This is a genomic window from Lysinibacillus sp. PWR01, assembly GCF_043359455.1.
Taxonomy (GTDB): domain Bacteria; phylum Bacillota; class Bacilli; order Bacillales_A; family Planococcaceae; genus Lysinibacillus; species Lysinibacillus fusiformis_F.
Genome location: NZ_JBHERJ010000088.1, coordinates 54,724 through 80,850, shown reverse-complemented (window position 1 = coordinate 80,850; position 26,127 = coordinate 54,724). Strand labels below are relative to the sequence as shown.

Annotated in this window: 28 protein-coding genes; 27 read left to right on the top strand and 1 reads right to left on the bottom strand. The window is 38.4% G+C overall.

The features are described 5' to 3' along the window. The first annotated feature begins 8 nt into the window (after positions 1 to 8). From ACEVFT_RS19960 to ACEVFT_RS19930, 7 genes are all read left to right on the top strand, one after another. Positions 9 to 1,040, top strand: a complete 1,032-nt coding sequence (locus ACEVFT_RS19960) for a YpbB family protein (protein ID WP_393951092.1) — start codon at positions 9 to 11, stop codon at positions 1,038 to 1,040. After that, positions 1,041 to 2,483: a RecQ family ATP-dependent DNA helicase gene (locus ACEVFT_RS19955; RefSeq protein WP_205442333.1), complete on the top strand. Its 1,443-nt coding sequence runs from the start codon at positions 1,041 to 1,043 to the stop codon at positions 2,481 to 2,483. It abuts the gene before it with no gap. Between the two features lie 86 nt (positions 2,484 to 2,569). Next, positions 2,570 to 3,301, top strand: coding sequence for a LysM peptidoglycan-binding domain-containing protein (locus ACEVFT_RS19950; RefSeq protein ID WP_205442334.1), 732 nt, complete (start codon positions 2,570 to 2,572; stop codon positions 3,299 to 3,301). Between the two features lie 143 nt (positions 3,302 to 3,444). Continuing rightward, entirely contained in the window at positions 3,445 to 4,203 is a 759-nt protein-coding gene (locus ACEVFT_RS19945; protein WP_393951091.1) for a metallophosphoesterase, read from the top strand. 113 nt (positions 4,204 to 4,316) lie between these two features. Continuing rightward, positions 4,317 to 5,282, top strand: coding sequence for a YpdA family putative bacillithiol disulfide reductase (locus tag ACEVFT_RS19940; protein WP_393951090.1), 966 nt, complete (start codon positions 4,317 to 4,319; stop codon positions 5,280 to 5,282). A 78-nt stretch (positions 5,283 to 5,360) separates the two neighbouring features. Then, positions 5,361 to 5,900 (top strand): glycerol-3-phosphate acyltransferase, encoded by a 540-nt coding sequence (locus ACEVFT_RS19935; protein WP_393951089.1) that lies wholly within the window; start codon positions 5,361 to 5,363, stop codon positions 5,898 to 5,900. A 5-nt stretch (positions 5,901 to 5,905) separates the two neighbouring features. After that, positions 5,906 to 7,447 (top strand): aminotransferase class V-fold PLP-dependent enzyme, encoded by a 1,542-nt coding sequence (locus ACEVFT_RS19930; RefSeq protein ID WP_393951088.1) that lies wholly within the window; start codon positions 5,906 to 5,908, stop codon positions 7,445 to 7,447. Between the two features lie 17 nt (positions 7,448 to 7,464). Here ACEVFT_RS19930 and ACEVFT_RS19925 read toward each other — a convergent pair whose 3' ends face one another. After that, entirely contained in the window at positions 7,465 to 8,433 is a 969-nt protein-coding gene (locus ACEVFT_RS19925; protein ID WP_393951087.1) for an asparaginase, read from the bottom strand. Between the two features lie 83 nt (positions 8,434 to 8,516). On the opposite strand from ACEVFT_RS19925, the gene prsW reads away from it, so the two are divergent. The 20 genes from prsW to ACEVFT_RS19825 all read left to right on the top strand — a co-directional run bounded on the left by prsW (position 8,517) and on the right by ACEVFT_RS19825 (position 25,875). After that, positions 8,517 to 9,191 carry a glutamic-type intramembrane protease PrsW gene (prsW, locus tag ACEVFT_RS19920; RefSeq protein ID WP_004232588.1) on the top strand — a complete coding sequence of 225 codons (675 nt, stop codon included), beginning with the start codon at positions 8,517 to 8,519 and terminating at the stop codon, positions 9,189 to 9,191. Between the two features lie 98 nt (positions 9,192 to 9,289). Then, positions 9,290 to 10,105, top strand: a complete 816-nt coding sequence (gene sleB / locus ACEVFT_RS19915; RefSeq protein WP_205442341.1) for a spore cortex-lytic enzyme — start codon at positions 9,290 to 9,292, stop codon at positions 10,103 to 10,105. 15 nt (positions 10,106 to 10,120) lie between these two features. Beyond that, complete coding sequence (locus ACEVFT_RS19910) at positions 10,121 to 11,404, top strand: PepSY1/2 domain-containing protein (protein ID WP_205442343.1); 1,284 nt, start codon at positions 10,121 to 10,123, stop codon at positions 11,402 to 11,404. Between the two features lie 88 nt (positions 11,405 to 11,492). Beyond that, on the top strand, positions 11,493 to 12,152 hold the full coding sequence (locus ACEVFT_RS19905; protein ID WP_393951086.1) for a flagellar brake protein: 660 nt from the start codon (positions 11,493 to 11,495) through the stop codon (positions 12,150 to 12,152). Between the two features lie 97 nt (positions 12,153 to 12,249). Next, positions 12,250 to 12,924 carry a (d)CMP kinase gene (gene cmk, locus ACEVFT_RS19900; protein ID WP_205442346.1) on the top strand — a complete coding sequence of 225 codons (675 nt, stop codon included), beginning with the start codon at positions 12,250 to 12,252 and terminating at the stop codon, positions 12,922 to 12,924. 102 nt (positions 12,925 to 13,026) lie between these two features. Further along, entirely contained in the window at positions 13,027 to 14,163 is a 1,137-nt protein-coding gene (gene rpsA / locus ACEVFT_RS19895; RefSeq protein ID WP_393951085.1) for a 30S ribosomal protein S1, read from the top strand. A 173-nt stretch (positions 14,164 to 14,336) separates the two neighbouring features. Next, positions 14,337 to 14,486: a hypothetical protein gene (locus ACEVFT_RS19890; protein WP_393951084.1), complete on the top strand. Its 150-nt coding sequence runs from the start codon at positions 14,337 to 14,339 to the stop codon at positions 14,484 to 14,486. 193 nt (positions 14,487 to 14,679) lie between these two features. Beyond that, the gene (gene der / locus ACEVFT_RS19885; protein ID WP_205442348.1) at positions 14,680 to 15,990 is read left to right on the top strand and encodes a ribosome biogenesis GTPase Der; all 1,311 of its coding nucleotides are present in this window, start codon (positions 14,680 to 14,682) and stop codon (positions 15,988 to 15,990) included. Between the two features lie 109 nt (positions 15,991 to 16,099). Then, a complete protein-coding gene (locus ACEVFT_RS19880; protein ID WP_205442349.1) occupies positions 16,100 to 17,116 on the top strand; it encodes an NAD(P)H-dependent glycerol-3-phosphate dehydrogenase in 1,017 nt (338 codons plus the stop codon). Between the two features lie 224 nt (positions 17,117 to 17,340). Further along, the gene (locus ACEVFT_RS19875) at positions 17,341 to 17,553 is read left to right on the top strand and encodes a DUF2768 domain-containing protein (protein WP_004232605.1); all 213 of its coding nucleotides are present in this window, start codon (positions 17,341 to 17,343) and stop codon (positions 17,551 to 17,553) included. 22 nt (positions 17,554 to 17,575) lie between these two features. Continuing rightward, on the top strand, positions 17,576 to 18,358 hold the full coding sequence (locus ACEVFT_RS19870; RefSeq protein ID WP_205442350.1) for a hypothetical protein: 783 nt from the start codon (positions 17,576 to 17,578) through the stop codon (positions 18,356 to 18,358). A 92-nt stretch (positions 18,359 to 18,450) separates the two neighbouring features. Next, positions 18,451 to 19,929 (top strand): stage IV sporulation protein A, encoded by a 1,479-nt coding sequence (gene spoIVA / locus ACEVFT_RS19865; protein WP_205442353.1) that lies wholly within the window; start codon positions 18,451 to 18,453, stop codon positions 19,927 to 19,929. A 198-nt stretch (positions 19,930 to 20,127) separates the two neighbouring features. Continuing rightward, on the top strand, positions 20,128 to 20,400 hold the full coding sequence (locus tag ACEVFT_RS19860) for an HU family DNA-binding protein (RefSeq protein ID WP_004232618.1): 273 nt from the start codon (positions 20,128 to 20,130) through the stop codon (positions 20,398 to 20,400). A gap of 222 nt (positions 20,401 to 20,622) precedes the next feature. Continuing rightward, the gene (folE, locus tag ACEVFT_RS19855; protein WP_205442354.1) at positions 20,623 to 21,192 is read left to right on the top strand and encodes a GTP cyclohydrolase I FolE; all 570 of its coding nucleotides are present in this window, start codon (positions 20,623 to 20,625) and stop codon (positions 21,190 to 21,192) included. A 62-nt stretch (positions 21,193 to 21,254) separates the two neighbouring features. Then, positions 21,255 to 21,473: a trp RNA-binding attenuation protein MtrB gene (mtrB, locus tag ACEVFT_RS19850; RefSeq protein WP_004232621.1), complete on the top strand. Its 219-nt coding sequence runs from the start codon at positions 21,255 to 21,257 to the stop codon at positions 21,471 to 21,473. 264 nt (positions 21,474 to 21,737) lie between these two features. Beyond that, a complete protein-coding gene (locus ACEVFT_RS19845; protein ID WP_393951083.1) occupies positions 21,738 to 22,505 on the top strand; it encodes a heptaprenyl diphosphate synthase component 1 in 768 nt (255 codons plus the stop codon). A 15-nt stretch (positions 22,506 to 22,520) separates the two neighbouring features. Next, positions 22,521 to 23,225, top strand: coding sequence for a demethylmenaquinone methyltransferase (locus ACEVFT_RS19840; protein WP_205442357.1), 705 nt, complete (start codon positions 22,521 to 22,523; stop codon positions 23,223 to 23,225). Between the two features lie 19 nt (positions 23,226 to 23,244). Then, a complete protein-coding gene (gene hepT, locus ACEVFT_RS19835; protein WP_205442358.1) occupies positions 23,245 to 24,219 on the top strand; it encodes a heptaprenyl diphosphate synthase component II in 975 nt (324 codons plus the stop codon). Between the two features lie 86 nt (positions 24,220 to 24,305). After that, positions 24,306 to 24,722, top strand: coding sequence for a nucleoside-diphosphate kinase (ndk, locus tag ACEVFT_RS19830; protein WP_393951082.1), 417 nt, complete (start codon positions 24,306 to 24,308; stop codon positions 24,720 to 24,722). 115 nt (positions 24,723 to 24,837) lie between these two features. Beyond that, positions 24,838 to 25,875 carry a tyrosine-type recombinase/integrase gene (locus tag ACEVFT_RS19825; RefSeq protein WP_393951081.1) on the top strand — a complete coding sequence of 346 codons (1,038 nt, stop codon included), beginning with the start codon at positions 24,838 to 24,840 and terminating at the stop codon, positions 25,873 to 25,875. The last annotated feature ends 252 nt before the right edge of the window (positions 25,876 to 26,127 follow it).

Genomic DNA, 26,127 nt, shown 5'->3' with positions numbered 1-26,127 from the left:
TTGCGTCAATGTTTCATCAAATTCTATTGCAAATCTTTCAAAAACTCAATAAGGAGCGGACGATTTCGGCTGCCTATCATGTCCTAAGAGGGAAGCGTTCAGGCCAGACAATTCAAGATATTGGTCTTTTTCAACTGCATCAATATTTTGGCCTATTACCTAAACTATCTCGTCCTACATTTGACGAGGCTGTAACCTTATTTATGCAGTATAGTTGGTTAAAAGTGCAGGAATCTGGTCATTTTTACATGGAAAAGCTAGGATTACAACATGCACAACAAACGCCAACCTTTTTCTTTGATGGTTGGCACTATCGAGGAAATGAGCATGTGTTCTTTGCAAGGCTCTCTCTTATTGTGCAAAGTTTGTCACATCAAGCCGCAGCCGTTCGTGCCTTTTCACCGATTAGTAGAGACACAATGATTCAAGCATGGGTGCGATCATTTTTACAGGAACATCATTACAAGGAAGGGCATTTGCAGCAGCAATTATTGGCAGAATGTAACCACGTGCTAAACATTCTCCCTGTTTCAGATGCAAGCAAACAGCTTGTTCTCTATCGTTTAAGTGGTTATCAATTACCAGGATGGACGTGGCAACAGCTTGCAGATGAACGGAAGGAAAACGTGCTAGATAGTCAATTGGCTTTTATTGAAACCCTACATATATTATTAAATGAAGTGCAACAAAAAATGGATGATTATCCATTGCTGGGGCATGTGACAGAAGGAATAAAAGTTAAAATATTGCTAACAGATTCTGCGCAACAAACCGCACAATTATATGAACAAGGTTATTCGATGGAGCAAATTGTTCAAATGAGAAAGCTAAAACAAAGCACAATTGAGGATCATTTTGTGGAATTAGCCATGTACGAACCGAACTTTTCTATTGGCCCATTCGTCTCCTATGAAGAAGCTCAAAAAGTGTGGCAGGCATCGAAGCAATATCAAACAAAAAAATTGAAAATATTACATGAAGCTTTAAACGATATGAGTTATTTTCAATTAAGGCTTGTCCTTGCGAAAGGAGAAGTATAAATGGAGCTTGAACAATTATTGCATAAGCATTTTGGTTATTCATCCTTTCGACCAGGGCAGAAAGAGGTCATTGAGGCTTTACTGCAAGAACAAGATGTCATTGCGTTGTTGCCAACAGGAATGGGAAAATCACTTTGCTACCAGCTACCAGCCTATATGTTAGAGAAGCCAGTGTTAATTGTTTCACCATTACTTTCCTTAATGCAGGATCAAGTGGAAGAGCTCCGGCGTTTTGGGGAAAAGAGGGTGGTAGCTTTAAATTCCTTTTTATCTCTAACAGAGAAACGCTATGTATTACATTATTTAGAGCAATATCGTTTTATTTTTACTTCACCGGAGATGTTGCTCCAGCAGCAGGTACAGGATAAACTGGCACAGATGAAGCTAGGTTTAATCGTAGTAGACGAGGCGCATTGTATATCACAATGGGGCTTTGATTTTCGACCTGATTATTTACGGATAGGTGAATGGTTATCGAGAGAAAATCGTCCACCCATGTTGGCATTATCCGCTACGGCAACCAATAAGGTTGTTCGAGATATACGAGAAACTTTATCTCTCAAAGCGCCATTCGAGTTTATGTATAATGTTGACCGCCCAAATATTCATCTAGGTCGTGTAATAGTGGGGGATAAGGCCGATAAAGCTAGATGGCTTATGCAGCATATTACAGAAACGGAGGGTCCTGGTATTTTATATGTTTCCTCACGTAAACGTGCGCAACAATATAGCGAAGCCTTTTTACAAGCAGGCATTCGTGTCGCTGCCTATCATGCTGGCTATGGGGCGGAGGACCGTCAATTTATCCAACAGCAATTTATAGCTGGTGAATTGGATTGGATTGTCGCAACGAATGCTTTTGGCATGGGAATCAATAAGCTTGATATACGGCAGGTCATTCATGAATCAATGCCTGCCAATATAGCGAATTATATGCAGGAGATTGGACGTGCAGGGCGTGATGGTCAATCTGCACTTGCCATTTTACTGTATAGTGATGGTGATGAGGAGCTAGCTAAATTTGTTGTGACAGGCGATTTACCAACACTACACCATGTAGATCGCTATCAGGAGCTGCTATCCCAGCAAATACAGCCAGCCCAAATGCTAAAAAATGGGGAGTTGAGTGAGACGGCTTTCCGTGTGTTAGACTATTGGGTTCAACGAGAGTCTACGGAACAAGTAAAAGCTCGACTAAATCATTTAGCCCTAGAGAAATACCATGCAGTGAATGAAATGCTTAAAATCATACAGACAAAAGACTGTATTCGTGAACATTTAGTCGGGTATTTTGGGCAAAAATTGCAGGAAAAACCGGAAAACTGTTGTGAAAATTGTGGAATCCATTATGATGTAATCAAGAAAACACGCTTAAAAGAGAAGAAGAAAGTAGAAATGGCATCATGGGAAAGTCGATTGCAGCAACTATTAATGGGTATTTAGACTAAAACTGACGGTCATTTACTTTTTTCGTAAAATTCGTCATAATAGAGATGATAGAAAGCGTAGTAAGGTTGGGGGAAAGGCGAATGAATAAAGAAGATTATCGCGATAAAATAGAAGAGCATCGTCAATCATTTGAAGATGAGCAAAAAGAACAGCAATCCTTATCAAGAGTTTCCAGAATGAATAAAAATGGTAATAAAAACAAAAAGCCAAAAAATTCGAAACGTAAAACACCGTTAATGACGATTCTTTTTGTTATTTTTATCTTGATACCATTAACGATCCTCATCTATTTTTGGAAATTTTATGAACCAGGAAAAACGATTGAGCAAGCTGAAAAGGATACAGCTGAACAGGTTGTCGAATTAGATCCTTCAGAGGCATCTGCGTCTGATAAAGATAAAAATGATAAGGGTCAAGACGCTCAGGGGGATAAGAAGGCTCAGGAGCAATCTCAAAAAGATGCCGATAAATTAGCAGCTGAACAAAAAGCTGCTGAAGAGGCGAAAAAAGCACAAGAGGCTAAAAAGGCAGAGGAAGCAAAAAAAGCAGAAGAAGCTCGAAAAGCTGAGGAAGCGAGAATAGCTCAACAACAAGCAGAGGCAGCCAAAAAAGCAGAAGAAGCTAGAAAAGCGCAAGAAGCAAAGCAAAATGCTAAAGCAAGTACACATACTGTAAAAGCAAATGAGAACTTATACCGAATTGCATTAAATCATTATGGCGATGGCAGTGAAGCGACTTTAGCTAAAATTCGTGCTGCCAATGGTATGTCTTCTAATACCGTCATGGTTGGGCAAGTCATTAAGCTACCTTAATAGAATTTTTTATGGTTATATAGTTTTTCTAGTATAAAATAACAGACAAACGTTCACACCAAAACGTACGTCTGATTTAGCAAAAAGGCGATTCTTCTTAAGAAACGAATCGCCTTTTTGCTGTCGTAAGGAGAAGTGAGAAAATGCTATATTTAGGGCTATTTCTTTTGGTAGTCATCGCCCTTCTACTCTATATGTGGAAGGTGGCATATGAAAATAATGTATTGTCTCACCAGCTTTCATTACAAGGTGAACAGGAAAAGGTACGATTATTTTTTATTTCAGATGTTCATTTACGTAAAATAAGTAAGAAAATGATTGCACAGTTACAGGGACAGCATTTTGATGCAGTAATTATTGGCGGTGACTTTGCAGATAGCCGTACACCAATTGATCGTATTCATGAAAATTTAACATTATTATCGTCCCTGGGACCAACCTATTTTATTTGGGGCAATAATGACAGAGAAATTGGGGAAGAAAGACTGAAGGACATTTTACAGGCATATCAGGTTCAAATAATTGTCAATGATGCCATACTTCTTCCGCTGAAAAATCGCTTTTGGTTGAGTGCAATTGAGGATACAACCGTAAAAGAATATAGCTTCGAAAAAGCCTTTGCCAAGGTAGGAGAACAGGATTTAGTTGTTTTCATTGCGCATAATCCAGGGGTTTTTGCGAAAGTTCGTGCAAAGTTTCGTGCGGATTTAATGATGGGGGGACATTTACACGGAGGGCAAATCCGATTCGGCCCATATGGTGTCCATCCAAATGGTTCCTATCGTCAGCGTGATGGTGTTATGACTTTAGTAAGTAATGGCTATGGGACGACATTAGTGCCTTTTCGACTTGGTGCGAAACCGCAATGTCATATTATTGACATTGATATTTCGAGTAAATAACCAACCAAATCCTATGAGAAGGCGTATAATAAAAAGGTATCGTCTATTCTATGATAATGTGAAAGCATGGAACAGTAATTTTTGCTGTTCAAATTCGATTGGAGTGTCAAGAAATGCAGCAAGCAGATGCAATTATTGTTGGAGGAGGCCCATGTGGTTTAGCAGCAGCAATAGCTTTGCAAAATATTGGATTACAACCTATTGTGATTGAAAAAGGAAATATCGTGAATGCCATCTATCATTACCCTACACATCAAACATTTTTTAGTACGAGTGAACGGTTAGCTATTGGTGATGTGCCATTTATAATTGAAGGACGTAAGCCGAAACGCAATCAAGCCCTTGTCTACTATCGAGAGGTTGTCCGTTTAAAAAATATACAAGTTAATCGCTTCGAAAAAGTACAAAGTGTTGTAAAAAATAAGGATATGTTTACTGTTACATCTGATAAGGATACGTATGAAACACCATATGTTATCATTGCAACAGGTTATTATGATCATCCAAATTATTTAAATATCCAAGGTGAACAGTTACCTAAAGTATTCCATTACTTTAAAGAGGGACATGAATTCTTTGATACGGATATTCTTGTGATAGGTGGTAAAAATTCAGCGATAGATGCCGCGTTAGAATTAAATAAAGCGGGCGCTCGTGTAACGGTTGCCTATCGTGGCAGTGAATATTCTCCAAGCATCAAGCCGTGGGTACTACCTGAATTTGAAGGGGTAGTCAAAACTGGAGAAGTCGACATGCTTTTTAATACAAATGTAGTAGAAATACGAGAGCATGAGGTTGTTTTAGAAGTAGAAGGTCAAGAGAAGGTAGTAAAAAATGATTTCGTTTTTGCTATGACTGGTTATCATCCTGATCATTCCTTTATTAAAGCAATGGGAGTGGAGATAGAGGAAGAAACGGGGCGTCCTTATGTTACGCCTGAAACGATGGAAACCAATGTGGAAGGATTATTCATTGCAGGTGTGATTGCAGCAGGAAATAATGCCAATGAAATTTTTATTGAAAATGGCCGTTTCCATGGTGAATGTATCGCAAAGATTATTGAACAGAGAAAAAAATAATGATCAAGGCTGTATAGGCATGTAGCTTATACAGCCTTTTTAGAGAGGAGAAACGCATTGATTGGCTTGTATTGGTTCTTGAGTTATTTAATAGGAAACATCTTGACTGCCTATTTCGTTGGTAAGATATATGGTGTCAATTTGCAGGAAGAGCGTAGTAAAAATTTAGGCGCGCGTAATGCGGGTAGTGTGATTGGGAAAGGGGCCTTTATTTGGACTTTTCTCGGTGATTCATTGAAAGGTGTACTGGTAGTCGGGTTGGGCTATATGTGGCATTTGGATGAATGGGTCATTATTGGTGGGGCTGCATGGGTAATCATAGGACATCTATTTCCAATCTGGCTGAAATTGAATGGAGGAAAAGGTGTAGCTACTTTTATTGGTGTTGGTCTTGCCTTATCACCGAGCCTATTTTTATGGATGATCATTGGTACAGTACTTCTATCTGCGTTTACAAGAAGTTTGACGCTTGGCATGGTTGGAGGCTTTATTTTCTATCTAGGTGCAATTATTCAAACGGGGAAAATAGAGTCGTATGGACTTTTAATCGTGGCCATCGTGTGCATGCTTATTAAACATATGTCTAATATTCAGGAGTCATTGAAAAGAGGGACGTGAAGAAAATGTATTGGTGTAAAATTGCCCAAACAAATGAGGAATTTGAGGCGATCGCTCGATTGAATTATGAAACATTTGTGGAAGAAATTCCTCAGCATGAGGTAAATCCAACAAGAAAAAAAGTGGACCGATTTCACCAGGAAAATACGTATGTCGTTGTTTATAAGGAAACAGAATTAATTGGTATGGTCGCGTTTAGAGATCAACGACCATTTTCGATTGATGAAAAGATTGGTAAGGTCGAACAGTATTTATCGAAGGAAAATTGTGCGAAACTTTGTGAAATTCGTTTGCTTTCAGTGAAGAAAGGTTATCGAACGGGTCGAGTATTATTGAAACTTACACAAGCCTTAACTACATTTGCCTACGAAAAAGGGTATACTGCGGCAGTGATTTCAGGTACTACGAGAGAGGAAAAACTGTATAAGCAGATGGGTTTTAAACAGTTTGCGCCAGCTGTCGGAGTAGAGGATGCTTTGTTTTTACCGATGGTGCTCACAAGAAATGAATTTGAGCAATCATTACAACATAGACTAACGACGGAACCTTCTACATTTTATCCAGGGCCAGTGAAGCAATTAGAAGCAATCGCTTATTCCGAGTTATCACATCGTTCGCTACCTTTTAATGCACTTTATGAACGAGTACAGAAGAAGTTGCTGTATTTATCGAATGCCCATCATGTTGGTGTAATCGTTGGGACAGGAACGGTGGCAAATGAAGTGATGCTTGCTCAACTAAAGGCACAGCAATTAGGGAAGGGGCTTATTCTAACAAATGGCGAATTCGGTGAGCGTTTACGCAAGCAAGCCGCTCGTTGGTCATTACATTTTGAGGTGGTAGAAAAAGAGTGGGGTACAGTATTTGATGGCAAAGAACTGGCTTCACTACTTGAAACGGGGTCTTATCAGTGGATGCTGGCAGTACATGGTGAGACTTCCACAGGAACTTGTAATGACTTAGGCCTTCTTAAAACGCTAGCTAAACAATACAATGTAAAGTTATGTATAGATTGTATCAGTTCGTTCGGTGCCATGCCATTTTCTTTACAAGACTGCTATTTAGCTACGGCTGTGAGTGGCAAGGCCATTGGTGCGTTAAGTGGGCTAGCATTTGTGTTTTCACAATCACTTGCACCCTCATCTGCTACACTACCTGCTTATCTTGATTTAGCAAATTATCAGCAAGGTGCCATACCATTTACGTTACCTGCTGTATTACTGGGCAATGTGGATACGGCATTGCAAGCCTATCCAGCACGCTATGAGCAGCTACAGCAACGCTTTCAATCACTGCTGCAGCTACCAATCATGCAATTTCAATATCCAACAATTCAATATCCGATGCTGATAACGGTTCAATTGCCAAATACTTATGCTAACCTACTTCTTGATTTAGCATTGAACGGACTATTCGTTCATGGTGAAAGCCAGTATTTACGCCAAAAGAATTTCATTCAATTTTCTGTGATACAACCAGATTTTGATGAAGCTTTTGCTCGACTTAGCGAGATATTGAGCTATTATGAACAGGTGATCGAAGTATGATTAGAAATACTTTAGCTTTACAGGAAGAAGTCCTTTAAGTTTAAAGGCGTACCTGTTGTGTTAAGGCCTATTAATAATTTTAAGCGTGCCTTTTGACCATTAATACCTGTGGCAAATATTGCGCCTAAGTCTTCGAGCATTTTACCACCACCCACATAGCCATAAACACCTTCTGCAATACCATTAAAGCAGCGGGAAACTAGTACTACTGGGATGTCTCGCTGTAAAAGGCTTTCAATACCCTTTACAACAGATGGTGGGACATTCCCTTGGCCTAGCCCTTCCAGTACAACGCCATCATATTTGCAGGCAAGCACGACATCCAATAAATCTTCTTCCATACCCGCATACACTTTTAACATCGCTACACGCTTGGATAAATTGTTCACATCTACATATTGTCGACGAATTGGTGCATGATGGAATAAGATGCGTGATTTTGTAATAATTCCAATCGGTCCGTATTGTGGAGATTGGAAAGTATTTACTGAACTAGTGCTTGTTTTTGTTGTGTTAACAGCAAGATGAACCTCATCATTCATCACAACAAGCACACCTTTATCACGGGCTTCTTCATCAACGGCTACTCGGACTGCTTCCACTAAATTATAAATCCCATCTGCTCCTAGTTCGTTAGATGAACGCATGGCACCTGTTAGCACAATCGGAATGGCTAAGTTCGTTGTTAGCTCTAAGAAATAGGCGGTTTCTTCCAATGTATCCGTACCGTGTGTGATGACCACACCGTCAATTGGTTGTGCGTCAATTTGTTCCATAATCAAGTTACGTAATAAGAGCATTTCTTTCGGTGTAATATGTGGAGAAGGAAGGTTAAAAGCTTCTATTTCGATGATGCTGGCTAGTGAAGCCAGTTTATTACTTTCCTTCATAAGAGGATTTTCCTTATTTGGCATGACCGCTCCTTCATCACTCATCGCCATGGAGATTGTGCCGCCTGTATGAATTAATAAAATTGTCTTTTTCATAAAAAATAAATCTCCTTTTAAAAAGTTTTTTTGTCATTACATGGTATAATAATAGCAGTCTATTGTTGAAAGGAGCCGGCATCATGATCATTTTATTATCTGCTGCCATTGCTCCCGGTCTAGCGCTTTTTAGTTATTTCTATTTGCGCAATCAGATGGCTACGGAGCCAAGAAGAACTTTACTACAAACGTTTTTATACGGCGCATTTTTAACGTTCCCTATCATGTTTTTACAGTATGTATTAACAGAGGAAGGGGTTTTTCGATATCTTTATCTTCAAGACGTACTTTTTTCTAGTGTCATTGAAGAGTTTTTTAAATGGTTTGTACTATTAATTGCCATCTACAATCATATAGAATTTGATGACCCTTACGATGGTATATTGTATGGTGCCAGCATTTCACTTGGCTTTGCAACGATTGAAAATGTTCTTTATTTACTGTCATTTGGCTTGGACACTGCATTCATGCGAGCCTTATTACCAGTATCAAGTCATGCTTTATTCGGGGTCGTAATGGGCTATTATTATGGACGTGCTAAGTTTTCAAAACTTGTTAAGACAAAAGAAATGATTGCTATGGCGCTTTGTGCACCAGTCGTACTTCACATTCTATACAATACAATATTATCATTCAAAGGTCACTGGGTTTATTTAATGATTCCTTTTATGTTGTTTTTATGGTGGTTTGGCTTGCGCAAAGTGAAGCTTGCTCATTATCATCTGGTGCAACATCTGCATATGCAAAAGAAAATATAAAGCGTAGAAATCGTCAAAGATTTCTACGCTTTATTTCTTTTTTATCATGTATAAATTACTCCTTTTGTTTCAAGCTATAAAAAAAAGGAGTGATAAAAGTGCGTTTAGTAAGCATACTTTTTGCTTTGATATTAGGAATTAGTATAATTGCGATTCCTCAAAACGATGCGAATGCATTTAGCGATCAGCAAATTACTCGTGGTGCCTATGGAGATGATGTCGTTGAATTGCAGGCAAGGCTACAATACTTAGGTTTTTATAAGAGTAAAATTGATGGCAAATTTGGCTATAACACATACTGGGCTTTACGTAATTTCCAAGAGAATTATGGATTACCAGTAGATGGCATTGCTGGCACGAAGACAAAAAAAGCGTTAGCAGGCTATTCGGATTATGATGAAAAATGGGTGAAAGCACAATTAAATGCAGGGAATCAATTTACTTATTATGGTGGTAAGCCACTTGATCAGCAAGTGAAAAAAAATACGAGTGGTGGAAGTGGCAACAGCAGTGGGAGTACCAATAATAATGGCACAGAGACACAAGTTCCTCCCAAATATACAGAACGTGATTTACAGCTAATCGCGAATGCGGTATATGGAGAGGCTAGGGGAGAACCTTATGAAGGGCAAGTAGCAGTTGCAGCGGTTATTTTGAATCGTTTGGAAAGCCCGGATTTCCCGAACACCATTTCAGGTATAATTTTCCAACCATTGGCATTTACGGCCGTTGCAGATGGACAAATTTGGCTTGAGCCAAATGAGCGAGCAAAAGAAGCGGTTATTGATGCTATGAACGGCTGGGACCCTTCTGAAAATGCGTTGTATTATTTCAATCCAAAAACAGCAACGAGTAAATGGATTTGGTCACGTCCACAAATTAAACAAATTGGAGAGCATATTTTCTGTTCATAGAAAGGAGGAACATAGATGAAAACTTGGCTCGTGGTCTTAACGATCGCCGTTATTGGGTTAGGGGCATACAGTATTGATTTACACGGAGATAAAGAAGATTTACAACGTACCGTGCTAGCACAGTATACAGATAAGTTAACTGATGCATCTGAGAAACTTTCCCATCTTCAGCGCTCAGTATCACAATCCCTGTTGTTTCAAGACGAGCAGGCGATTCACAATGAGCTAGATTCGGTTTGGCGTTTAAGCTCAGAAGTTCGTTCTTCTATTGCGAATATTCCAATTGGACAAGAACTTTCGAGTGAATGGATGAACTATCTAGGGCGTCTTGGCGATGAAGCAAAAAGGACAGCAAAAACAGGTGATTATGAGGCTTGGCGTGAGAAAATGCCTAAGGTTTCAACGAATTTACAATCTCTTTCGGATGAGTGGACAGCAGCAACCGTCGATTTTTATAAGCATGATGGAAAAATGGATGTTTGGCTACAGCAGGTAGATAATAAAAATCCAAATACCCAATTTGATACTGTAAAAGATACGCTAAAAGGCTACGGCGAAAAAGATTTCCCGTTAACTTTATCGGAATCTGATTGGCAGAAAAAAATTGAGTTAAAGGCATTACAGGATGCTGTTATTACCGAAAAAGAAGCATTAGAAAAAGTGAAATACTTATTCCCAATCATTAAGGATGCAACATTTACAGTCACAAAAAGTAGCGATACAGCACCATATCCTTTCTACCATATCCAATTCCATCAAGGAATACGACTAGGCTATGTTGATTTAACAGAAAAGGGTGGACATTTATTATCCTATTTAGTAGAACGTCCTGTTGATGAAGCGAAATTATCACAAGAGGAAGTCATGAAAAAAGCGCAGGAATATGTGAAGAAATTAGGCATGAAAGATGTAGCCTATGTGGAATCACGTGAAAATCATCAAGCATGGCATGTGACATTTGCTCGAGTCCATCCTGGAGATAATGCGTTAATCTACGCTGATGGTGTTCAATTGAAAGTAGCGAAAGACACAGGCGAGCTGTTAGGTGCGAATGCAATGGAGTATATTCAAGAAGAGAATATTAAGAAGCAAACAGCTAAGCCAATTGATTGGAAAACATTCTTCCAGGACGATATTCAAGTACAAGAGGTAAAAAATATTTACACAGATAATGGGCAATTTGAGCAACGTCTTTGCTATGAGGTTATTGCATTGCGTGATGGTAATACACAGGAGACATTTAGAATAGTCATTGATGCGGAAAACCATAATGTATTAAAAGTGGAATATCTAACTTAACTTAACATGAAAATACTACCAATTGATATAGCCAAAATAAACTTCTCGTGAGATAATTAAACTATATTTTTCGCACGGGGAGATGCTCATGGAAATAAAAATTGGTACACATTTACAACTTGAACCAACTTATACAGAGCGCTTGGAGAAATTCCGCTGTAAAGTTGTAGAGCAGAAAGATAATATTCTATATATTGATTATCCGGTTAATATGGCAACAAAGAAAACGGCATTTTTAATAGATGGCTCAGAATTTAGAGCAACCTTCCGTACTGAGGATAAACAATCCTTTGCTTTTAATACAGAGGTAGTTGGCCGTAAAGCAGGTAATATACCAATGATTATGTTGCATTGTCCAACACCAGAAGAGTTTATAAAAATTCAGCGACGAGAATACGTTCGTGTGGAAACACCTGTAGATGTTGCTATTCAGTTGAAAGACTATAAATATCAGCTCGTGACTGTGGATATTAGTGCAGGAGGCTTAGCAGTCATGTTGAAAGGTCAAGTAGCTTTCAATGAGGGTGATGAAGTAAAATTAACCATCGTATTGCCTTTTGCCAATGGAGAAGTCAAATATGTCATTACGGATGCGATGATCGTGCGTATTTTTGAAAAAGACGATAAACGCATTGCGACAATCCAGCTAACGGATACAGATGACGTCGATCAACAGCATATTGTACGTTTTTGCTTTGAACGCCAATTAGTCAATCGTCGTAAAGAAATGAATCCTTTTAATGATTAATGTTCATCATGAATATTTTGTTGAAGCCCTCTCCTGGTAGAGGGCTTTTTTGGGGTTATATGATACAATATGAGGTGACAGAAAGTGGGGAAGAATTATGAAGAAAAACATTCAAATTGCGATAGACGGGCCTGCTGGTGCCGGCAAAAGCACGATCGCGAAAATTGTTGCTGAAGCACTTGGATTTACTTACATTGACACAGGCGCAATGTATCGAGCAGTTACGTATAAAGCGATGCAACAAAACATACATTTAGATGATGAAGCAAAATTGGCAGAGATGCTAGAAGTAAGCACTATAGAGTTAAAACCATCCCCACAGGGACAGCTTGTCTTTTTAGATGGTCACAATGTATCAGCGGAGATACGCTCCAATGAGGTCACTTCATCAGTCTCTCAAGTAGCTGCCCATGCAAAAGTTCGTGAGCTATTAGTTGCCCAACAGCAAAAGCTTGCAGCTAACGGTGGGGTTGTCATGGATGGTCGTGATATTGCTACACATGTCTTAAAGCATGCAGAGTTAAAGATTTTTATGTCTGCAACAGTAGAGGAACGTGCTAGACGACGCTTGATTGATAATCAAAAAAGAGGAATTGACTCCTCTCTTGAAAAACTTCAGGAAGAAATTGCGCTACGTGATAAAAAGGATAGTGAGCGTGAAGCATCGCCACTTATTCAAGCTGAAGATGCTCTATTTTTAGATACAACAGCATTGTCCATTGATGATGCAGCACAAGCTATTTTAAAATTAGCAGAAGAAAAAATGCTATAAATCCTAAAATTTCAGACATTTTTTGAATTTAAAGGATTTATTTTTGTCTTTGTCTTCAATATCGAATAAAATAGTAAGGGAAGATGCGAAGGAGGGTTACATATGTCTGAAGAAATGAACTATGCAGAACAAACGTTTAACGAAGGTGATATCGTCAAAGGCATTGCCGCGCAAGTTGATGAAAAGGCAGTATCTGTATCAATTCCAGGGGCTCCATTTGATGGTATTGTTCCGATTAGTGAATTATCTAGCTTACACATTGAGAAAGCGTCTGATGTTATCTCTGTAGGAGATGAATTAGAGTTGATGATCACAAAGGTAGAAGAAGAAAACTTTGTTCTATCAAAACGTAAAGTGGATGCTTTAAAAGCATGGGATACACTGGAACAGCAATTTGCCGCTGCAGAAATTTTCGAAGCGGAAGTAAAAGATATTGTTAAAGGTGGTCTTGTCGTAGATTTAGGTGTACGTGGCTTTGTACCAGCATCGCTTGTAGAGGACTACTTTGTCGATGATTTTGAAGGCTATAAAGGGAAATCATTAAGCTTTAAAATTGTTGAGCTTGATAAGGACAAAAATCGCCTTATTTTATCTCATCGAGCAGTGGTAGAAGCAGAAAAAGCTTCACAAAAGAAAAATGTTATTAATCAAATTAAAGCTGGCGAAGTATTGGATGGTAAAGTACAGCGTCTAGCATCATTTGGTGCATTCATCGACCTTGGCGGCATTGATGGCCTTGTACACATCTCACAAGTATCGCATGAGCATGTGAGTGATGTGAGTGAGGTTCTAGCTGAAGGGCAAGATGTAAAAGTAAAAGTTCTGTCAGTGGACCCAGAAAATGAACGTATTTCTTTATCGATCAAAGAAACTATTCCTGGACCATGGTCAAGTATTGAAGAACGTGCAGCCAAAGGTACTATTTTAGACGGTAGAGTGAAGCGTCTTACTTCATTCGGCGCATTTGTGGAAGTATTCCCAGGTGTTGAAGGTTTAGTGCATATATCGCAAATCGCGCATAAGCACATTAACACGCCACATGAAGCATTAAAAGAGGGACAAGAGGTACAGGTGAAGGTACTTGATGTCAATGCTGACGAAGGCCGTCTAGCCCTAAGTATTAAAGAATTACTAGAAAATCCAGAAGCAGAAGAAGTAATCGATTATGAATTACCTGAAGAGAACACAGGCTTCTCATTCGGTGATGTCATTGGCGATAAACTGAAAAACTTTAAATAATGTATAAAGCGAGGATGCATGAATGTATCCTCGCTGTTTTTATGGTTGAAATGGTGGATAGAAGGTTTGAAAGGGAGAGAACTTCAAAAGTGAGGGTGTAGTAATAGGAAGTGGATAGAAGCTTTGAATTGAAGGATATAACTCTAAAAGTAGCGGATAGAACCTTTAAAGTGTTGGATAGAATTCTAAAAGTGAAGGATAGCAATAAAGAAGTGGATAGAAGCTTTGAATTGAAGGATACAACTTTAAAAGTAGAGGATAGAACCTTTAAAGTAGCGGATAGGATTCTAAAAGTGAAGGATACAAATCAAAGTAAAAGATAGAACGCTTAAATTGAAGGATAACACCTCTAAAAATAGCGGATAAAACCTTCAAAACACCTAATAGAACTCTCAAAAAAAGGGATAACACCTTTAATAGCCATACATAGCGTTCTACATTATGGATATGATATGATATAATGGCATTTTTCGTGTATAATAGCGAAAGACAAGAAGTTGGAAGGATGAAGTACAGATGACGAAACCAGTAGTAGCCATCGTAGGTCGTCCGAACGTAGGTAAGTCGACGATTTTTAATCGTATCGTTGGAGAACGTGTTTCAATTGTGGAGGATATCCCAGGGGTAACACGTGATCGTATTTATAGTTCGGCAGAGTGGTTGACACATGATTTTAATATTATTGATACAGGTGGGATTGAAATTGGAGACGAGCCGTTTTTAGAGCAAATTCGTCAACAAGCTGAAATCGCCATTGAAGAAGCAGACGTTATTATTTTTATGACAAATGGTCGTGAAGGGGTAACGGCAGCAGATGAGCAAGTTGCTAAAATTTTATACAAAACAAAAAAACCAGTCGTATTAGCAGTCAATAAAATCGATAATCCCGATATGCGTGAAATGATTTATGACTTTTATGCGCTTGGTTTCGGTGAGCCTTGGCCAATCTCAGGTTCTCACGGCTTAGGCTTAGGGGATTTATTGGACGAATGTGCGAAACATTTCCCGAAAGAAGATGAAGAGCAATATGGTGATGATGTCATTAAATTCTCTTTAATTGGTCGTCCGAATGTTGGGAAATCCTCTTTAGTGAATGCTTTCTTAGGGCAGGATCGTGTTATTGTAAGTAATATTGCTGGGACAACACGTGATGCGATTGATACGCCTTATGCATATGATGGACAGGAATATGTCATTATTGATACGGCGGGTATGCGTAAAAAAGGAAAAATCTATGAAACAACGGAGAAATATTCTGTGTTACGTGCGCTACGTGCCATCGAACGCTCAGACGTTGTTTTAGTAGTACTGAATGCAGAAGAGGGCATTCAGGAGCAAGATAAAAAAATTGCTGGCTATGCACATGAAGCTGGGAAAGCTGTGATCATCGTTGTGAATAAATGGGATGCCATTGAAAAAGATGAAAAAACAATGAATGTCTTTACGCAGCAAATTCGTGAGCATTTCCTATTTTTAGATTATGCACCGATTATTTTTGTGTCGGCGAATACAAAACAGCGTGTTCATCAAATTTTACCGATTATCCAACGTGTAAGCGAGAATCATGCGATGCGTATTCAGTCTTCTATTTTAAATGAAGTGATTGAGGACTCCGTGGCTCGTAATCCTGCGCCGACAGATAAAGGTCGTCGTTTACGTATTTACTATGCTACCCAGGTAGCGATTAAGCCACCAACATTCGTTATTTTTGTGAATGAACCTGAGCTTATGCATTTCTCATACGAACGTTTCTTAGAAAATCGAATTCGTGAAACCTTTGACTTTGAAGGGACGCCAATTCGTTTAATTACACGAGCGCGTGCTTAAGGTAATAGCTATACACATACAATACGCCAACCCGACATATTTGTTGGGTGGCGTCTTTTTACAAGAAAAGAATTTATTATAGACAACCCAACAAAGGGAGGATTTTGTTATGGAAAAAGTTTGTGTGTTAGGGGCAGGCTCATGGGGTACTGCACTGGCAATGGTACTAGCGGAAAATGGACATGATACGCTTGTATGGACACATAGAGCTGAGCAGGCAGAAGAAATCAATCAACTGCATACGAATAAAAAATATTTACCAGAAACCATTCTACCTGTAAATTTACATGCGACGAGTGATATGGCGAAGGTAGCTACTCATGCAGAGACCATTGTTGTGGCTGTTCCCACAAAAGCAATTCGCGAAGTATGCGAGAAATTAACGGCTGAATTAACGAAAAAAGTGTTGTTTGTCCATGTTTCGAAAGGAATTGAGCCTGATTCTTTAAAACGAATATCTGAAATTTTAGCAGAGAGCTTACCGGCTGAGTATGTGGAAGAAATCGTTGTTCTTTCTGGGCCAAGTCATGCAGAGGAAGTGGTGTTACATCATCCTACAACGGTTACTGCAGCTTGTGCCAACATCGATGCTGCTGAAAAGGTACAGGATTTATTTATGAATCAATTTTTCCGCGTCTACACAAATGAGGATATCATTGGTGTAGAAATAGGAGGAGCGTTGAAAAACGTCATCGCTTTAGCTGCCGGGATTACAGACGGCTTGAATTATGGCGATAATGCGAAAGCGGCACTTATTACGCGAGGTCTTGCTGAGATTTCACGTTTAGGCGTAAAAATGGGTGGGAATCCATTTACGTTCTCAGGGCTTACGGGTATGGGGGATTTAATTGTAACTTGTACAAGTGTCCACTCCCGAAACTGGCGTGCGGGAAATCTGTTAGGGCAAGGCATGAAGCTACAAGAAGTGCTGGATCAAATGGGCATGGTTGTAGAGGGTGTACGTACTACGAAGGCAGCCTATCAATTAGCAGAAAAATATAATGTGGCTATGCCGATTTCCACGGAGCTTTATAGTGTTCTATTTAATGATGTTGAACCGAAAGTGGCAGTCGATGCCTTAATGATGCGGATGAAAAAACGAGAAATAGATGATATGAAGCATTAATATTAATTTTTTGATTAAACTTGTCATAAAACGGACATAAATAAGGTGTCTCAACGAATCTGTTGAGACGCCTTATTGTGTGCTGCTAGTTGAATAGGCAATGCATTGTAAAAGAGTTGTCCATTTCTTGATAGTTATGGGACAACTATTTCTTTTTAGCAAAAGCACATAGTATAATATACTTTGATTGTGTCTGGATATTGAAAGAAAGGTGGTTATTTGAAATGGGCCCGTTAGCTCATATGCCTGCACTGGATGTAATGTGGGTGTCATTTTATTGCATCGCATTTATGATTATATCAGTCGGGTTAATTTATTTAGCTCGGAATAAGATTTCAAATGTATTTTTACGAACAGTCGTAAATTTATGTGCATACATATTGTTTGGACTTGGCACATTTTTAATGGTACTAGTAGTTGCCACATGGCCAGCATAAAAAATAATGAGGTGTCAGTAACATGAAAAAACTAAGTGCTTTGCTGTGGGTATTTGCAACCGCCATACTGTTAGTAGGATGTGCGTACCCAGAAGACGAAAAAAGGGCAAAGGTCACGCCTGATGTCGACCAACTAGCTGCAGTTCAACGTGCCGTGAATGAATACCGTGAAGCAACCGGTGGACTAGTACCAATTAAAAATAGCGAGCTAGATACCGATATCTATATCAAATACTTAATCGATTTTGAAAAACTTATGCCGAAGTATTTGACGACAATTCCTGGAAATGCCTATGAAAAAGGTGGTATATATCAATATATCATTTGGGATCCTGAAAATGATGCATCGGTCAAATTAGTAGATTTAAACGCGGCAGAGCGTATACGTGAAATAGGTATTCGTAAATTATCTACACAGTATTTGCCAATAAAAGGGTCAATAGCGGAAAATGTTTATCAAATCAATTATAAAGATTTAGGCTATAAAACAGATGTGACTGTAAAAAGTCCCTATTCTGGCGTCGAGTTACCACTTTTTATGACAGGTGATGGTGAATTACATGTTGACTATGCTGTGGATTTAGGACAGCTTTTAAAAGAGGATAAGCCTAATGTAAAGCCTGGTGATGATATTCGCCAATTACTTGTCGACAAATATCCTGTGGTGCCTGCCTATTCTATTCCCTATACAGTGGACGAGAATGGAGAACCAATCTATGATATGGAAACATATAATGCGGATGTCAAAAAGGCGAAAGAGCGACAAAAACAAGAGGCAGAAGCCGCCGAGAAAAAAGAACAATAGCAAACAAGCTCCTTACATTTGTGAGGGGCTTTTTCATATTTGTCTACAGACTCGCATATAGTGAAAAAGCGTAGATAAAGGAGGCAGAAACCTTGAGTGAAGCAGTATTTAGAGAAATTGCAGAGCGCACAAATGGCGATGTTTATATTGGTGTTGTCGGTCCAGTACGTGTAGGTAAATCAACATTTGTAAAAAAGGTAATGGAATCAGTCGTGTTACCAAATATTGTGGATGAAACGGAAAGAATGCGAGCACAAGATGAGTTGCCACAAAGTTCTCCGGGGCCAGTCATTATGACTGCTGAGCCGAAGTTTGTGCCTGCCCAAGCAACCCGTATTGTGGTCGGAGAAGATGAAATGCCATTCCAAATTCGTTTAGCAGATTGTGTTGGTTATATTATTGATGGGACAAAAGGCTATGAGGATGAAAATGGACCAAAATTTGTTCATACGCCTTGGCATACAGAGCCTATCCCATTTCAGGAAGCCGCTAAAATTGGCACTGATAAGGTAATTCGTGATCATGCGAATATTGGTATTGTCGTAACGACTGATGGTACGGTTAACGGAATTAGCCGCCGTGCCGCAGAGAAGGCAGAAGAGGAAATTGTGGAGCAATTAAAAGATATCGGCAAACCTTTTGTCATCTTACTCAATTGCCAAATGCCTGCGAGAGAAGAAACAGTTCAGCTTCGCAATGAATTGTTTGAACGTTACAATGTTCCCGTTATTGCGATGTCCATCGATCAAATGAGAGAGACGGATATTCAATATATTTTACAAGAGGCGTTATTTGAGTTCCCAATTCGTACAATTGAGGTGGAGAAACCAGACTGGCTGGATGTGTTAGATGCCACTCATCCATTAAATGTTGCATTGATTGATTCGATGGAGGAAGTACTTTCTTCTGTGATGAAAATTCGAGATGTGCAACAGGCATCAGATGCCTTTAAAGCCATTGACTTTATTGACCAAAGTGAAGTTGTTCATGTAGATGCAGGTATTGGAACGGCTGTGATTCGGGTATCCCTACAGGGTGAATTGTATAAATCAGTTTGTAATGAATGGCTAGAGGAGCCGATTGAAACGAAAAAAGATTGGTTACTCTTTATCAAAGAGGCGTCAGAGGCGAAAGAAGCTCAAAAACGCTTTAAAAGTGCTATTCAAGATGCTGATACGACGGGTTATGGCGTGACATTGCCGATGATGCAGGAATTTGAGCCAACAGCCCCAGAGCTAATTAAACAAAATAATTTCTTTGGCGTACGAATGAAGGCGAAAGCACCATCTTACCATATTATTCGAGTTGACATGGAGTCAGAATTTGCACCATTAATTGGCTCAGAATTCCATAGTCAGCAACTTCTAAAAGATTTAAATCATGCTTATTTACATGATCGTGATGCGCTATGGAATACACAACTTTTTGGCACACCATTACATGAAGTATTAAAAGAAGGGATACGATATAAAATGGATGCTGTCCCAACTACTGCCAAAAAACGGATGCGTCAAACGATTGAACGTATGGTCAACGAAGGTGATCGTGGTTTAGTAACATTTATTTTATAGTGATAAAATTCAGAAAAAATGCAAAAAATATACGCAGGGCTTTTCGTTTTTATGCGAAAAGTCCTTTTATTTTTGTTTTTTGGGTGAAAAACTGATTTTTTGGTTATAATCATGTATGAATACAGTTGCGTAGCGGTTTTCTATGTGTTACTCTTTTTACAGAATTGGTTCATGACCCTTTGAGAGGAGGTGAATGGTGTGAATAAAACAGAATTAGTAAACTCTGTTGCTGAAGCTGCAGGTCTTTCTAAAAAAGACGCTTCTAAAGCAGTTGAAGCTGTATTTGATACAATTCAAGATGCTCTTGCAAAGGGTGACAAAGTACAATTAATTGGTTTTGGTAACTTTGAAGTACGTGAACGTGCGGCTCGTAAAGGTCGTAACCCACAAACTGGTAAAGAAATCGAAATCGCTGCTAGCAAGGTGCCTGCTTTCAAACCAGGTAAAGCGCTTAAAGACGCGGTAAAATAATACACGTCTAGTAGTTACATAGAGCAGTCTTCATGTTAACGAACATGGAGGCTGCTCTTTTTAACTTTAATTTGAAATTTACATAACAATAATATACAGGGATTTGCTTCTCTAAAAGCGAATTTCTGATGAATCAAGTAAGTCATTTTGCGCTTACCTTTTGGATGTGCTACGATGCATAGGGAAATGTGTAATGTTTTGATATGCAGGAGGGTTTTTTGAATGTCGAATATTGATTTATTGAAAATAGAAGAAGCAGTAAAAATGATTTTAGAAGCAGTAGGTGAAGATGTAAATCGTGAAGGTTTATTGGATACGCCGAAGCGTGTAGCAAAAATGTATGCTGAAATGTTCAGCGGCTTGCATGAGGATGCTAAAGATTATTTTAAAACGGTATTTCATGAGGATCATGAAGAATTAGTGCTTGTCAAAGATATTCCTTTTTATTCGATGTGTGAGCATCATCTAGTACCTTTCTATGGCAAAGCACATGTAGCATACATACCAAATGACGGCGTTGTTGCTGGGCTTAGTAAATTAGGACGTGCTGTGGAAACGATTGCCCGCAGACCCCAACTACAAGAGCGTATTACCTCTTCAGTAGCGGACACAATTATGGAGATGCTTGCGCCAAAAGGTGTTTATGTTGTGATCGAGGCTGAGCATATGTGTATGACGATGCGTGGTTTAAAAAAACCTGGTTCCAAGACGGTAACATCTGTTGCACGCGGTATTTATGAGGAAGATGAAGTGAAACGTAGAGAAGTGCTGTCATTTATTCAAATGTCTTAAATTGCGTGTCTAATTATGTTATGATGAACTAAGAATTTGTCGGATTTAAGGAGTGTACAAAGATGTCACAAGATTATATTGTTATTCAAGCAGAAGAAGATGGTGTACATGTCATTGGATTAACACGTGGAACAGATACGAAATTCCATCATTCAGAGAAATTAGATGCCGGCGAAGTAATGATTGCTCAATTTACAGAACACACGTCTGCCATGAAAATACGTGGTAAAGCACAAATTCATACTGCACATGGCGTGATCAATAGCGAAGCAAAAAAATAAGAAATCTGGTTTCTAACAATCGTTTTTAATGCTGTTTAGCATATAACAAGCACATATAAAAACACTAGATGTGAAAAACTGAGTATAAGGTTTATGGGCAGTTAGCATCCCTACATTCAATTATGGGAAAGCTTTACTGCCTGTCCTATGGAGAAAGCAAATTTTTTTTATTCCGCATCGTTGCGTATGCTATAATGACTCAGTAAGCAAGCGTTAAGCCTTGGATAGGGCTAACGTATCTGAAAGTGAAATGGAGTAAGGTCTATGAATGCAACATACATTCAAAATTCAATTGCACAGTTAAAAACAGAGATTTTCATGGATGTTCGTCATAGAACTTTGCAAAAATACACAGGTGTACCTGTGCTAGATGAAAATCAATTGTTTTATTTGTTAATCCCGTTTTTGAATGGTGAAGAGTGGCAACAAGAGCAACAAGAGGCTGCAATTACTGTTGGCATAGTGTACGCAGCATTAGCGGCTCACGATCATATAAAAGAATTAGATGCAACATCAAAAGAACAGCAACTTACCGTTTTAGCTGGGGATTTTTATAGTGGTCGTTATTATGAAATATTAGCGATGTCAGGGAATGTCGCATTGATTCGAAACTTGTCACAAGGCATTGTGGCACGATGTGAAAACCAGATTAAAGTTTATGAAAATGAACAACGTACAATCGAACAGTGGTATGCGTCGATGAGTACGATAGAATCCGGGTTAATTGCTCAATTTTTTGATCTTTATTCTTTCAGTGAATATATACCACTTATAGAAAAAAGCTTATTAATCTTGCGTTTAGAAAAAGAATGGACAGCTTATCAACGTGGGCAAATGTCTTTAATGGGTAAGGCACTTGAAGATAGTGTCAGACGAAATGGCGCAACCTTTAATAGCGTCATCCAAGGAAAAATTGTGCATTTAAAAAAAGAGCTATCACAGATCATTCATCATGCATCCTTTTTACAAAGTGATATCAAACAAGCTTTACATGCACATGTAGAGGCATCCATTGCTTCTACTAACGGATAAGAGAGGTTTTTCAAAATGGCTAAAACGAAAGAAGAACACGTTCACGAAGTATTTGAGAGTATTTCGGAAAACTACGATAAAATGAATGGTGTGATTAGTTTCCAGATGCATGTTGGCTGGCGTAACGATACGATGAAGCACATGGCTGTAAAACCTGGATCAAAGGCACTTGATGTATGCTGTGGCACGGCAGACTGGACAATCGCATTGGCAGATGCTGTTGGAGAAAGTGGAGAAGTAAAAGGGCTGGACTTTAGTCAAAACATGTTGAAAGTTGGCGAAAAAAAGGTAGAGCCATACCCACAAATTGAACTAATTCATGGAAATGCGATGGAATTGCCTTTTCCAGATGATACGTTTGATTATGTGACGATTGGCTTTGGTCTTCGCAATGTACCTGATTATTTACAAGTGTTGAAGGAAATGCATCGTGTTGTTAAACCAGGTGGTATGGTGGTATGTTTAGAAACATCACAATCTGAAATTCCTGGTTATCGTCAACTGTTCCGTTTTTATTTTAAATATATAATGCCGATATTTGGTAAAATATTTGCGAAAAGCTATAAGGAGTATTCTTGGCTTCAGGAATCTGCGAATGATTTCCCAGGTATGAAGAGGTTAGCGGCATTGTTTCAGCAAGCAGGATTAGAAAAAGTAACGTACAAAGCATACAGTGGCGGGGCTGCGGCAATGCATATGGGCTTTAAAAAGGTACGTTAATGGGGGAAGGTTTTCACACGTGGAAAAGATGAAGTTAAAACTACTCTATTCCGATTTGAAATCAGATATCGATATCATTGAACGAGAGTTAGAAAAAGCGGTGGACTCATCTTCATATTTGATCAACGATGCTTCTCTCCATTTATTACAAGCTGGTGGCAAACGGATACGACCAATTTTTGTGTTACTAGGTGCAAAATTTGGTGATTATGACATTGAGAAGATGAAGGATGTAGCAGTACCTTTAGAACTCATTCATATGGCATCGCTTGTACATGATGATGTCATTGATGACTCCAATATGCGAAGAGGACGCCCTACTGTCAAATCACAGTGGAATAACAGGGTAGCGATGTACACAGGCGATTTTATTTTCGCACGTGCACTGGAATATATTACGAAGTTAGAAAACCCGCTTGTTCATCAAATTTTAGCCCGTACGATGGTGGAAATTTGTAACGGTGAAGTCATTCAAATTGAAGATAAATTTAGATTAGACCAAGGTTTAAAAGATTATTTTAGAAGAATAAAACGAAAAACAGCATTACTTATTTCCTCCAGCTGTGAGCTAGGGGCTGTGGCGGCAGGAGTGGATGCTAAAACAGTGCGACATTTAAAGCGCTTCGGCTACTTTGTGGGCATGAGCTTCCAAATTATCGATGATGTTTTAGATATCATGGCAACCGATAAAGAACTAGGGAAGCCAGCAGGTAGTGATTTATTGCAGGGCAATATTACTTTACCGATATTATTGTTAAAAGATGATCCGGAGATGCAACCTTACTTAGTCAAAGTTTTTGCAGGCACATTAACAGAACCGGAACGTCAAAATATGTTGCAATATGTGCGTAAATCTCATGCAATTGAGCAAGCTAATCGTATGAGTGATAAATATTTGAAAAAAGCCTTACAGGAAATTGATGCTTTACCAAAACATCCCGTAAAGAAAAAACTGCGTGATGTAGCATTGTTCATGGGTAAGCGCAAATTCTAGCTTTTTGTTGTACAAAGGCTCATTTTTTGTTAATATTTATCGGTAGGTGTAAAACCTGTTAGACGAATTTAAGGAGTGTTTTAAACATGGCAATTGAACAAACTTTTTTAATGGTTAAGCCTGACGGCGTTGAACGTCAAGTAATCGGAGACATCGTTGATCGTTTCGAACGTCGCGGTTTTGTAATGAAAGGTGCTAAATTAATGGTAATTCCTAAAGATTTAGCAGAAAAGCACTATGCTGAGCATGCTGAGCGTCCATTCTTTGGTGAATTAGTTGATTTCATCACTTCTGGTCCTGTATTCGCTATGGTATGGGAAGGCGAGAACGTAATCAAGCTTGCTCGTACTATGATGGGTGCAACGAAACCTGAAGAATCTAACCCAGGTACAATCCGTGGTGACTATGCAACAACTGTTTCTCACAACATCATCCACGGTTCTGACTCTCTTGCTTCTGCAGAGCGCGAAATCGGCTTATTCTTCGGTGAAGATTTAGTTTAATTTTATAAAATAACCGAGTAACGAAAAAAACTACGGATAGAACTAAATAATAAAATCATCTATTTTTCGATGTGACTTTTACCTTCTAACAATAAAATGTTAGGGGGTTTTTTGTTTGTCAAAATCATTCAATAAAGTTAACACAAACATTGATTTAAGCTTATTGACTATCAAAACTGAAAAAGAACCAAAGAAAGAAATGGTGACAAAAATCAATAACTCAATAGTTAAAATGGATACGTTTGATGAATTGGACAACAGAAATATAACCATTAAACACGCCATACAAATTTTAAATCAACAATGGCGACTAAACGGATTAAGAGCAAGGACAATTGATAGTTACAACTATAATTTTAAGCGATTTGTTGAAGTTACTAAAGTTGAATATCTCCATGAAATCAACAATGAAAAAATTTATCAATATTTATCAAGTTTCAAAAATGCAAAGGACACATCTTTACATGGTCGTTTAAAGCAAATTAAAGCCGTTTTAAGCAAGTGTCACGATAATGGTTGGTATAACTCAAAGTTTTGGACAAACATCAAAATAAAAGTAAATACAAGCGTTAAGGAAGCTACTACGGAAAGCGAACTGGCACTCTTGTTATCACTTTTGGATAAATCAACGTATTCGGGATTACGTGATAGTATAGCGATTTTACTTTTATACAAAACAGGTATTCGAATTAAAACATTGGGAGCTTTAAGAGAACAGAATATTGATTTTGAAAATATGCTTTTGAAGTTACAGGGAGAGATAATGAAATCGCATAGACCATTGATTCTCCCTTTAGATGATGAAATGTGTACTTTATTAAGAGAGCTAATTTCAATAAATGATGATATTAGGAAAGAACATAGAGAAAAGAATGATTATATTTTTCTTTCAAACATAGGTGTACCAATTTCGAATACAGTTTCACCGTCCAATTTAATTGCAAAAAATTTATGGGTATACAGTAAAAAGTGGAATTTAAAGAACATTAATCCTCATTCTATTAGAAGGTTGTATGCTCAGAATTTGGTGAAACGTGGGGCGGATATAAACTTAGTATCTCATGCTTTAGCACATTCTGACTTATCGACAACTACGAGATATTTGGGGTTAGATGTTGATACAGTAGCAAAAAATTTACGTGACTATTTATAGGTACTAACACATGACAACCATAATTAACACAGAAATAGGTGGATTTCATGAGATAAGAGCCACCTATAATGAAAAAGCTAAAACAATTACTTTTGAAACATTCACCAATTTATCCATTGGTAAGTCTATTAAGATAGGCGAGGTTACATTAACAATACAAGAGATATTCATTATGTTAAATTATTTCTATTATGCGGAGGATAGATGTACTTTGTAGAATGATTATGTAGTTAAGTTTTAAACATTTATGAA

Excerpts from the sequence above, each read along its gene's own strand:
- ACEVFT_RS19960 (WP_393951092.1), top strand. The coding sequence starts at position 9 with ATGTTTCATCAAATTCTATTGCAAATCTTTCAAAAACTCAATAAGGAG.
- ACEVFT_RS19950 (WP_205442334.1), top strand. The coding sequence starts at position 2,570 with ATGAATAAAGAAGATTATCGCGATAAAATAGAAGAGCATCGTCAATCA.
- mtrB (WP_004232621.1), top strand. The coding sequence starts at position 21,255 with ATGTCACAAGATTATATTGTTATTCAAGCAGAAGAAGATGGTGTACAT.
- ACEVFT_RS19880 (WP_205442349.1), top strand. The coding sequence starts at position 16,100 with ATGGAAAAAGTTTGTGTGTTAGGGGCAGGCTCATGGGGTACTGCACTG.
- ACEVFT_RS19875 (WP_004232605.1), top strand. The coding sequence starts at position 17,341 with ATGGGCCCGTTAGCTCATATGCCTGCACTGGATGTAATGTGGGTGTCA.
- der (WP_205442348.1), top strand. The coding sequence starts at position 14,680 with ATGACGAAACCAGTAGTAGCCATCGTAGGTCGTCCGAACGTAGGTAAG.
- folE (WP_205442354.1), top strand. The coding sequence starts at position 20,623 with ATGTCGAATATTGATTTATTGAAAATAGAAGAAGCAGTAAAAATGATT.
- ACEVFT_RS19930 (WP_393951088.1), top strand. The coding sequence starts at position 5,906 with ATGTATTGGTGTAAAATTGCCCAAACAAATGAGGAATTTGAGGCGATC.
- ACEVFT_RS19840 (WP_205442357.1), top strand. The coding sequence starts at position 22,521 with ATGGCTAAAACGAAAGAAGAACACGTTCACGAAGTATTTGAGAGTATT.
- rpsA (WP_393951085.1), top strand. The coding sequence starts at position 13,027 with ATGTCTGAAGAAATGAACTATGCAGAACAAACGTTTAACGAAGGTGAT.
- cmk (WP_205442346.1), top strand. The coding sequence starts at position 12,250 with ATGAAGAAAAACATTCAAATTGCGATAGACGGGCCTGCTGGTGCCGGC.
- ACEVFT_RS19925 (WP_393951087.1), bottom strand. The coding sequence starts at position 8,433 with ATGAAAAAGACAATTTTATTAATTCATACAGGCGGCACAATCTCCATG.
- prsW (WP_004232588.1), top strand. The coding sequence starts at position 8,517 with ATGATCATTTTATTATCTGCTGCCATTGCTCCCGGTCTAGCGCTTTTT.
- ACEVFT_RS19940 (WP_393951090.1), top strand. The coding sequence starts at position 4,317 with ATGCAGCAAGCAGATGCAATTATTGTTGGAGGAGGCCCATGTGGTTTA.
- ACEVFT_RS19870 (WP_205442350.1), top strand. The coding sequence starts at position 17,576 with ATGAAAAAACTAAGTGCTTTGCTGTGGGTATTTGCAACCGCCATACTG.
- ACEVFT_RS19910 (WP_205442343.1), top strand. The coding sequence starts at position 10,121 with ATGAAAACTTGGCTCGTGGTCTTAACGATCGCCGTTATTGGGTTAGGG.
- ACEVFT_RS19845 (WP_393951083.1), top strand. The coding sequence starts at position 21,738 with ATGAATGCAACATACATTCAAAATTCAATTGCACAGTTAAAAACAGAG.
- ACEVFT_RS19955 (WP_205442333.1), top strand. The coding sequence starts at position 1,041 with ATGGAGCTTGAACAATTATTGCATAAGCATTTTGGTTATTCATCCTTT.
- ACEVFT_RS19945 (WP_393951091.1), top strand. The coding sequence starts at position 3,445 with ATGCTATATTTAGGGCTATTTCTTTTGGTAGTCATCGCCCTTCTACTC.
- ndk (WP_393951082.1), top strand. The coding sequence starts at position 24,306 with ATGGCAATTGAACAAACTTTTTTAATGGTTAAGCCTGACGGCGTTGAA.
- ACEVFT_RS19905 (WP_393951086.1), top strand. The coding sequence starts at position 11,493 with ATGGAAATAAAAATTGGTACACATTTACAACTTGAACCAACTTATACA.